Annotated in this window: 7 protein-coding genes; all 7 read right to left on the bottom strand. The window is 68.8% G+C overall.

Annotated features, from left to right (window positions below; all coding sequences use genetic code 11):
* Positions 1-164: 164 nt before the first annotated feature.
* The 7 genes from pstB to mshD all read right to left on the bottom strand — a co-directional run bounded on the left by pstB (position 165) and on the right by mshD (position 8,580).
* Entirely contained in the window at positions 165-941 is a 777-nt protein-coding gene (pstB, locus tag ABD073_RS11015; RefSeq protein WP_343874581.1) for a phosphate ABC transporter ATP-binding protein PstB, read from the bottom strand.
* A 23-nt stretch (positions 942-964) separates the two neighbouring features.
* A complete protein-coding gene (gene pstA, locus ABD073_RS11010; protein WP_343874578.1) occupies positions 965-2,140 on the bottom strand; it encodes a phosphate ABC transporter permease PstA in 1,176 nt (391 codons plus the stop codon).
* The gene (gene pstC / locus ABD073_RS11005; protein WP_386751667.1) at positions 2,137-3,057 is read right to left on the bottom strand and encodes a phosphate ABC transporter permease subunit PstC; all 921 of its coding nucleotides are present in this window, start codon (positions 3,055-3,057) and stop codon (positions 2,137-2,139) included. The genes pstA and pstC overlap by 4 nt, the downstream gene beginning before the upstream one ends.
* A gap of 314 nt (positions 3,058-3,371) precedes the next feature.
* Positions 3,372-4,526 (bottom strand): phosphate ABC transporter substrate-binding protein PstS, encoded by a 1,155-nt coding sequence (gene pstS / locus ABD073_RS11000; RefSeq protein WP_343874592.1) that lies wholly within the window; start codon positions 4,524-4,526, stop codon positions 3,372-3,374.
* Between the two features lie 165 nt (positions 4,527-4,691).
* Complete coding sequence (locus ABD073_RS10995; RefSeq protein WP_343874573.1) at positions 4,692-5,576, bottom strand: NUDIX hydrolase; 885 nt, start codon at positions 5,574-5,576, stop codon at positions 4,692-4,694.
* 5 nt (positions 5,577-5,581) lie between these two features.
* Entirely contained in the window at positions 5,582-7,675 is a 2,094-nt protein-coding gene (locus tag ABD073_RS10990; protein ID WP_343874571.1) for an RNA degradosome polyphosphate kinase, read from the bottom strand.
* A complete protein-coding gene (gene mshD, locus ABD073_RS10985; RefSeq protein ID WP_343874568.1) occupies positions 7,672-8,580 on the bottom strand; it encodes a mycothiol synthase in 909 nt (302 codons plus the stop codon). The genes ABD073_RS10990 and mshD overlap by 4 nt, the downstream gene beginning before the upstream one ends.
* Positions 8,581-8,589 lie beyond the last annotated feature (9 nt).

The following is an 8,589-nucleotide window of genomic DNA, read 5'->3' as shown; positions in this document are numbered from 1 at the left end:
CCCAACGGGGGTCCTCCCTTCACGTCAACCCGCAAACTGTCATGAACGTCCCTGCCACCAACACCTAGGCAGGCCGTCAGGCGGCAGCGAGCGGTGCCGACGGCCGGACGCGACGACGCCCCGCGCCTGGGGGCACGGGGCGTCGAGGAAGGGCCGGAGATGGCTCAGCCGAAGCGGCCGGTGATGTAGTCCTCGGTGGCCTTCTCGTCGGGATTGGAGAAGATCTTCTCGGTGTCGCCGATCTCCACCAGCTGGCCCGGCTTGCCGGTGGCGGCCAGGTTGAAGAAGGCCGTCTGGTCGGAGACGCGGGCGGCCTGCTGCATGTTGTGGGTCACGATGACGACGGTGAACTTCTCCTTCAGCTCCTGGATCAGGTCCTCGATGGCCAGGGTGGAGATGGGGTCCAGGGCCGAGCAGGGTTCGTCCATCAGCAGCACCTCGGGCTCCACCGCGATGGCGCGGGCGATGCACAGGCGCTGCTGCTGGCCACCGGACAGGCCGACGCCGGCCTTGTCGAGGCGGTCCTTGACCTCGTTCCACAGGTTGGCGCCCTTGAGGGAGCGCTCCACCACCTCGTCGAGCTTGGCCTTGTTGGTCACGCCGTTGAGGCGCAGGCCGGCGGCCACGTTGTCGTAGATGCTCATCGACGGGAAGGGGTTGGGCCGCTGGAAGACCATGCCCACCAGGCGGCGCACGGCCACCGGGTCGACGCCGTCGCCATAGAGGTTCACGCCGTCCAGCAGCACCTCACCGGTGCAGGAGGCGCCCGGGATGACCTCATGCATGCGGTTCAGGGTGCGCAGCACGGTCGACTTGCCGCAGCCCGAGGGGCCGATGAAGGCGGTCACGGTGCGGGGCTCCACGGTGAAGCTGACGCTGTCCACCGCGTGGAACTTGCCGTAGTAGATGTTGAGGTCCTTGACCTCGATGCGCTTTGCCATTGGTCAGTTCTTCCTTCTCGGGCTTACTTCTCGTCGAGCTTGCCCATGCGCGAGATGGCGCGAGCAATGAGGTTGAGGATCATCACGAGCAGCACCAGCGTCAGCGCGGCACCCCAGGCGCGCACCTCGCCGGTGGAGCCGACGGCGAAGCGACGGTCCTCGTTGATCATGGTCGGCAGGGAGCCCATGTTCGAGTCGAAGGGGCTCAGGTTGGTGCCGGTGGCGAAGGCCACCAGGATCAGCAGCGGGGCGGTCTCGCCCATCACACGGGCCAGGCCCAGCACGATGCCGGTCAGGATGCCGGAGCTGCAGGTGGGGATGACCACCTTGAGGATGGTCTTCCACTTCGGCACGCCCAGCGCATAGGAGGCCTCGCGCAGGCTGTCGGGCACCAGCTTCAGCATCTCCTCGGTGGAGCGCAGCACCGTGGGCAGCATCAGCAGCACCAGCGCCAGACAGGCGGCGAAGGTGGAGCGTCCCAGGCCCATGATCGTGATCACCAGGGAGAAGATGAACAGCGCCGCCACGATCGAGGGCACGCCGGAGAGGATGTCGATGGCGAAGGAGACGGCCTTGGCGATCTTCTTGCCGCGGGCGTACTCCACCAGCCAGATGGCACCCAGCACCGCGATCGGCACCGCGATCAGCGAGGTGATCAGGCCGATCTCCAGGGTGCCGATGATGGCGTGCTTGGCGCCGCCCACCGAGGAGTTCTGGGTGGCCTGGCCCTCGTCGGTGGTCCACCACTGGGTGCTGAACTTGCGGGCGGTGCCGGCCTCGTTGCTGGTGGGCTCCAGGATGGTGAGCTCGGTGTTGCGGGCCTTCGGCTCGCGCGACTTGGCATTGCCGGGCAGCTTGTCGCCCACCGCGACGAAGGAGCCGGACTCGGTGTAGCGGTAGGACAGCGGGGCCTTCGGGTCGTCGCCGCACTGCTGCTGCGCCACGCGGATCAGCTTCGAGCCGTCCTTGGTGGCGCAGGTCTTGATGTAGTCGGGCTGCACGCTGACCAGTGGGGTGATGCCCTTGGCCACCACGGTGCCCAGGATCCACAGCAGCGGGATGATGGCGATCAGCCCGGCCAGCCAGACGAAGGCGGTGGCGGACTTGTCGACGGCCTGGCGCTTGCCGCTGGGGGTGCGCAGGTTGACGCCCTGGCCCTCCGGCTGGGTGGCGACGGGAGTGTTGGCGGCGGTGCTCATGCCTTGACCTTTCCGGCATTGGCGAGGGTACGGGCCAGTGCGTTGACCACGAAGGTGAGGACGAACAGCACCAGGCCGGCGGCGATGTAGGCGCCGGTCTTCGACGGGGTGTCCAGCTCACCGGCGCCGTTCGCGATCCGGGCGGCGAAGGTCTCGCCGCCGGCGAAGATCGAGAAGTCCAGCTTGCTGACGGTGGACAGGATGATCATCACGGCCACCGTCTCGCCCAGGGCCCGGCCCAGGCCGAGCATGGCGGCGGCGGTCACGCCGGAGCGGCCGTAGGGGATCACCGCGGTGCGGATCATCTCGGTCTTGGTGGCACCCAACGCCCAGGCGGCCTCGATGTGGTCGCGGGGGGTCTGCGCGAAGACGTCGCGCGAGATGGAGGTGACGATGGGCAGGATCATGATCGCCAGCACGGTGGAGGCGGTGAAGACGGTGCCGGGGGAGGGCAGCAGGCCCTCGCTGAACAGCGGGAACCAGCCCAGCAGCTTGTTGAAGAACTCACCCACGGGCACCAGGGCGGGGCCGAGCACGCGCAGGCCCCACAGGCCGTAGACCACCGAGGGGACGGCGGCCAGCAGGTCCACCATGAAGCCCACCGTGGAGGCCAGCCGGCCCCGGGCGTAGTGGGTGATCAGCAGGGCCACGCCGATGGCGATCGGCACCGCGATGCACATGGCGATGATCGAGCTGAAGACCGTGGTCCACAGCAGGCCGGCGATGCCGAAGCTGAAGGCCTCGCCCAGGTCCCAGGCGTTGGACGTGAGGAAGTTCGCATTGTTCTTGGCCAGCGAGGGCACCGCCAGGGCCAGCAGGAAGAGGCCGATGAAGGCGACGACGGCCACGATCAGCGCGGACGAGGCGCCGGTGGCGGTCTTGAAGACGAGGTCGGCGCCGCGCTTGACCTGGTCCAGCTGCACCGGTCCGGTCTCGACGGCCGGGCTGCTGGCGGCGGCGTGGTGCGTCGCGACGGCACGCCGGACGGTGGGGGTGGGGGCCTCCGCGGTGGGATGGACGTCCACCACGTCGGCCGGGGAGGTGCTGGCGTCGTCGAGCGCTGGCTCGACCCGGCGGGGCTCAGGGCCTGTGGGCATGGGATTTCCTTCTGCGCTGGGATGTCCGGGCGAGACCGGACGAGAGTGCGGTGACGTGGACCGGGAGCGGCCCCCTCGCGTGGTGCGAGAAGGCCACTCCCGTCGCTGTCACGGTGCCAGGGCCGGTGCTGGCGTCAGGCGATGGCCTTGACGGCTTCCTGGACCTTGCTCTGCATCGACTTGGGCAGCGGCGCGTAGCCGGCGTCCTCGATGATGCCCTGGCCCTCGTCGGAGGCGGCGTAGGTCAGGAAGTCCTTCAGCAGGGCGGTCTTGCCGGCGTCCAGGCCCTTCGAGCAGACGATCTCGTAGGTGACCAGGATGGCCGGGTAGGCGTCGGCCTCCTTGATGTCGTACTTGATGCCGAGCTTGAGGTCGTTGCCCTTGCCCTTGACCTCGGCGCCCTCGATGGCCTTGCCGACGGTCTCGCTGTTCAGCTCGACCGCACCGGCGCCGTTGTCCAGCTGGGCCACGTTCAGGTCGTTGGAGGTGGCGTAGCTCCACTCCATGTAGGAGATCGAGCCCTTGGTGGAGGAGACGGCCTCGGCGACGCCCGAGGAGCCGTCCTTGCCCTCGCCGGCGCTCAGCGGCCACTTCTTGCCGGTCTCGGCGGTGAAGGCGCTCGGGGCGGCGGCCTTGAGGTACTTGGTGACGTTCTCGGTGGTGCCCGACTCGCCGGAGCGGTAGAAGACGGTGATCTTGTCGCTCGGCAGGGTGGCGCCCTCGTTGACCTTGGCGATGGCCGGGTCGTTCCAGGTGGTGATCTTGCCGGCGAAGATGTTGCTCAGGATCTCCGGGGTGAGCTTCAGCTCGTCGACGCCCTCGAGGTTGTAGGCGAAGGCGATCGGGCCGACGACCATCGGCAGGTTCCAGGCCTCGTTGGCCGAGCAGCGCTTCTTGGCCTCGTCGGCCTCCACCTTGCCGTCCTTGGCCTCGGTCTTCAGGGCGGAGTCCGAACCGGCGAAGTCCACCAGCTTGGCGTTGAAGTTGGTGATGCCCTTGCCGGAACCGGTGGGGTTGTACTCGATGGTGCCCTTGCCGGCGCAGGCGTCCTGGTAGCCCTTCTTCAGCTCGTCGATGGCGGTCTTCTGGGCCGAGGAGCCCTCGCCCTTGAGGCTGCCGGTGGGGCAGGCCAGGTCGGTCGCGGCGGCGGAGCTGCTGCTGCCGGCGTCGGCGCTGGCGCTGCTCGTGCTGGAGCTCGTCGAGGTGCTTGCGGAGTTGCTGCCACCGCAAGCGGCGAAGCTGAGGGTTCCGACAACAGCCAGGGCTGCGAACTGCGCGGTGCGATTCATCGTCACGTGCTTCCTTGTGTCGCTGGTCGCGGCCGGGGCCGCGTCGGGAGCACTGTGCCCCCTTGGGCGTCACGCTAGGGAGCAGATGTGACCAGAAGTGCCTGGCTTGGTGAACGCAGGGTGAACGTTGCTGGGAGGGCCCCGCGTCCTGGGCATCAGGCCATGTCAGAAGGCAGACTTGTGGGTTTCGGTGGAGAGCACCTCGCCCTGCTCGTCCAGGTGCACCACCAGCGTCTCGCCGGTGAGCATGGCGGCATCGGCCACCCCGATCCCCTCGCGCATGTCCGGCAGCACTGGGCGGTGGCCGCAGACCGCGATCGCGCTGTGCTCGCGCCCGGCCTGGTGGGCCAGCTCGCGCATGAAGGCGCGCACCTGCTTCTCGTGGCCCTCCGCCTCCTCCTCGCTGAGCAGGCTGATGCCGGCCAGGGGCAGCTTCGCGGCCTCCGCGGCCGGCTGCAGGGTCTGCAGGCAGCGGGTGGAGCTGGAGGAGACCAGTTCGGAGGTTCCGAAGGCCGCCAGCAGGGCGGGCAGCCGCTTGGCCTGGCGACGTCCCCGGGCCGACAGCGGCCGCTTCGCGTCGGTGCCGCTCCAGTGCTTGCGCAGCATCGCCTTGCCGTGGCGCACCACCAGCAGGGTGCCGCCGCAGGGCAGCTCCAGGGCGCGGTGCAGCACCTCCACCTCGTCGGCATAGCTGAGCTTCTTCTCGGCCTTCTCGACGCTCATCCAGACCGCCTTCTCGACCTCCTTGTCAGGACGACGCCGCCGCTCCGAGACCACCCGGCCCACCCACCAGTGGACCACCTTGGTCTGCTTGTCCAGCTTGTAGCGGGTGCGCTTGACGGGCTGGCCCAGCGTGACGGTGACGCCGGTCTCCTCCAGCACCTCACGCACGGCGGTGGCGGGCAGGTCCTCGTCGGTCTTCGGCTTGCCCTTGGGCAGGCTCCAGTCCTTGTAGGCCGGCCGACGCACCACCAGCACCTCGGTGACACCCTTGTTCTCGCGCAGCACCACGGCCCCCGCCGCAGTGACGGTCCCCTTCTTGTGGCCCATCGCGGTCAGTGGCGACGCAGCGAGGTCTGCTGGATCTCGTACTCCTGCAGGTCCACCAGCGGTTGTCCGAACTCGTCGGTGGTGCGCGGCGTCCAGGTGGTGTCCACCAGCTGCCAGGAGACGGTGCCCTCGTCGAAGGCGGTCGCGAACATCTGCTCGATCTCACGGATGTGGCGCTGGTTGGTGATGCTCACCAGCACCTCGACACGGCGGTCCAGGTTGCGGTGCATCAGGTCGGCCGAGCCGATGCCCACCGTCGGCTGCCCGGCATTGGCGAACCAGAAGATCCGCGAGTGCTCCAGGAAGCGGCCCAGCACGGAGCGCACCCGGATGTTCTCGCTCAGCCCGGGCACGCCCGGCTTGATGGTGCAGATGCCGCGCACCCACAGGTCCACCGGCACGCCAGCCTGGCTGGCCCGGTAGAGGGCGTCGATCACCTTCTCGTCCACCAGCGAGTTGACCTTGATCTTGACCCCCGCGGGCAGGCCCTGGCGGTGGTTGGCGATCTCGTTCTCGATCTGGGCCAGCAGGCCCTTGCGGATCGAGTGCGGGGCCACCAGCAGGCGACGGTAGTGCGTCTCCTGGGTCATGCCCGACAGGTGGTTGAAGACCTTGGCCACGTCGTCGGTGACGATCGGGTTCGAGGTGAGCAGCCCCATGTCCTCGTACTGCCGGGCGGTCTTGGGGTTGTAGTTCCCCGTGCCGATGTGGGCATAGCGACGCAGCTGGTCGCCGTCGTCGCGCACCACCAGGCAGAGCTTGCAGTGGGTCTTGAGGCCCACCATGCCGTAGACCACGTGCACCCCGTACTTCTCCAGCTTGCGGGCCCAGGCGATGTTGTTCTGCTCGTCGAAGCGGGCCTTGATCTCCACCACGGCGAGCACCTGCTTGCCGGCCAGGGCCGCCTCGATCAGGGCGTCCACGATGGGGGAGTCGCCGCTGGTGCGGTACAGGGTCTGCTTGATGGCCAGCACCTTGGGATCGGCCGCGGCCTGCTCCACGAAACGCTGCACGCTGGTGGCGAAGGAGTCGTAGGGGTGGTGCAGCAGCACCTCGCGCTTCTTCAGCGCCGCGAACATGTCCGCCGGCTTGGCGGTCTCCACCTCGGCCAGGTCGGGATGGGTGATCGGCAGGAAGTTGGGGTACTTGAGGTCGTCGCGGTCCACACCGGCCAGGCTGAACAGGCCGGTGAGGTCCAGCGGCGCGGGCAGCTTGAAGACCTCCTTCTCGTGCACGTCCAGCTCGCCCATCAGCAGCTCGAGCATGGTCTCGTCGATGTCGTCGGCCACCTCGAGGCGCACCGGCGGACGGCCCACCTTGCGGCGCAGCAGCTCCTTCTCCAGCGCGAAGAGCAGGTTCTCGGCGTCGTCCTCCTCCACCTCAAGGTCCTCGTTGCGGGTGACGCGGAAGGTGGTGTACTCCAGCACCTGCATGCCGCTGAAGAGCTGGTCCAGGTGGCGCCCGATGATCTCCTCGAGGGGCAGGAAGCGCCCATCGCCCAGCGAGATGAAGCGGCTCAGGATGGTGGGCACCTTCACCCGCGCGAACTGGCGGGCACCGGTGAGCGGGTTCTTCAGCAGCACCGCCAGGTTGATCGACAGGCCGCTGATGTAGGGGAAGGGATGGCTGGGGTCGACCGCCAGCGGGGTCAGCACCGGGAAGATCCGCTCGCTGAACAGCGTGCGCATCTCGTCCTTCTCGGTGGCCGTCAGCTCCTCCCAGCGCAGGATCACGATGCCGTTCTCGGCCAGCGCAGGGCGCACGTCGTTCTGGAAGACGGCGGCCTGCTCGGTCACCAGCTCCCGGGTACGGGCGAGGATGTCGTCGTGCAGGTCGCGCGGGAGCTGGCCGGTGACGGTCTTGACCGCCACGCCGGCGTCGATGCGCCGCTTCAGGCCGGCCACCCGCACCATGAAGAACTCGTCCAGGTTGGAGGAGAAGATGGCCAGGAACTTGGCGCGCTCCAGCAGCGGGATGCGCAGGGTGTCCTTGGCCAGGTCCAGCACCCGGTTGTTGAAGGCCAGCCAGCTCATCTCCCGGTCCGAGTAGCGCTCCTCGGGCAGCTCGGGCAGGGCGTCGGGGCGTGCGTCGTTGCTCACAGCGTGTCCTTCGCAGAGGTGGTGTAGCTGGCATCGCGGGTGATCTCCACGAAGCCAGCAGAAAGGTACATGGTGACGACGCGACGTTCCGAGGCCTCCACGTAGAGCCGGACCCGTCGGACGCCCTTGTCGGCCAGGTGGGCCAGGCCGGCGGAGAGCAGGGCGCGCCCGATGCCGCGCCCGGCGGCGTCGGGGTGGACCCCGATCACGTAGACCTCGCCCAGCAACTCGGCCGGCTCGGCCGGGTCCATGTGGTCGGTCTTGGTCCAGTGGAAGCCCAGGAAGGCACCGGTCTCGTCGTCGGCGGCCACCAGCAGGCCGGCCGGGTCGAACCAGGCCTCCTGGGTGCGCCGCTCGAAGTCCTCGGGGCCCATCTCGCCCTGCTCGGGGTGGTGGGAGAAGGCCAGCGCATTGACCTCCAGCAGGGCATCACGGTCTCCCGGCTGGAAGCTGCGGATCACCACGCCCTCGGGGGCGGCTTCGGCCACCGGCGGCAGCGCCACCAGGTCGCGCTCCATCACCAGCAGCTCGCGGCCCAGCGCAGCCCCGGTGGTGCGGGCCACCTGGTCCGCCCCCGGCAGCCGCCCGAAGGCCCACCAGGTGGGGGTGCGCTCGACCTTCGCCACCTGCTCGGCGAGCTGGGAGGCGATGCCCTGGCGGCGGTGCTCGGGGTGGACCAGCAGCTGCACCGAGTGCTCGTCGCGGTCGGCCTGGGCATAGCCCACCAGCGTCCGTCCGCTCCAGGCCAGCCAGTGCACCACGTGGCCGCGACCCGCCAGGGCGAACATGGCCTGCTCGTTCAGCGGACGCACCTCGTCGTGCAGGGCGACGGCGGCGACGAGGCCCTCGACGGCCAGGCGCTGGGGCGGCGTGAGCGCGCCGGTGCGTTCAATGCATGTGGACACCACCCAAAG

It is taken from the genome of Luteococcus peritonei, assembly GCF_039526385.1.
GTDB classification, from domain to species: Bacteria; Actinomycetota; Actinomycetes; order Propionibacteriales; family Propionibacteriaceae; genus Luteococcus; species Luteococcus peritonei.
The sequence above is the reverse complement of the archived record's forward strand: the minus strand, read 5'-3'. Positions and strand labels throughout refer to the sequence as shown.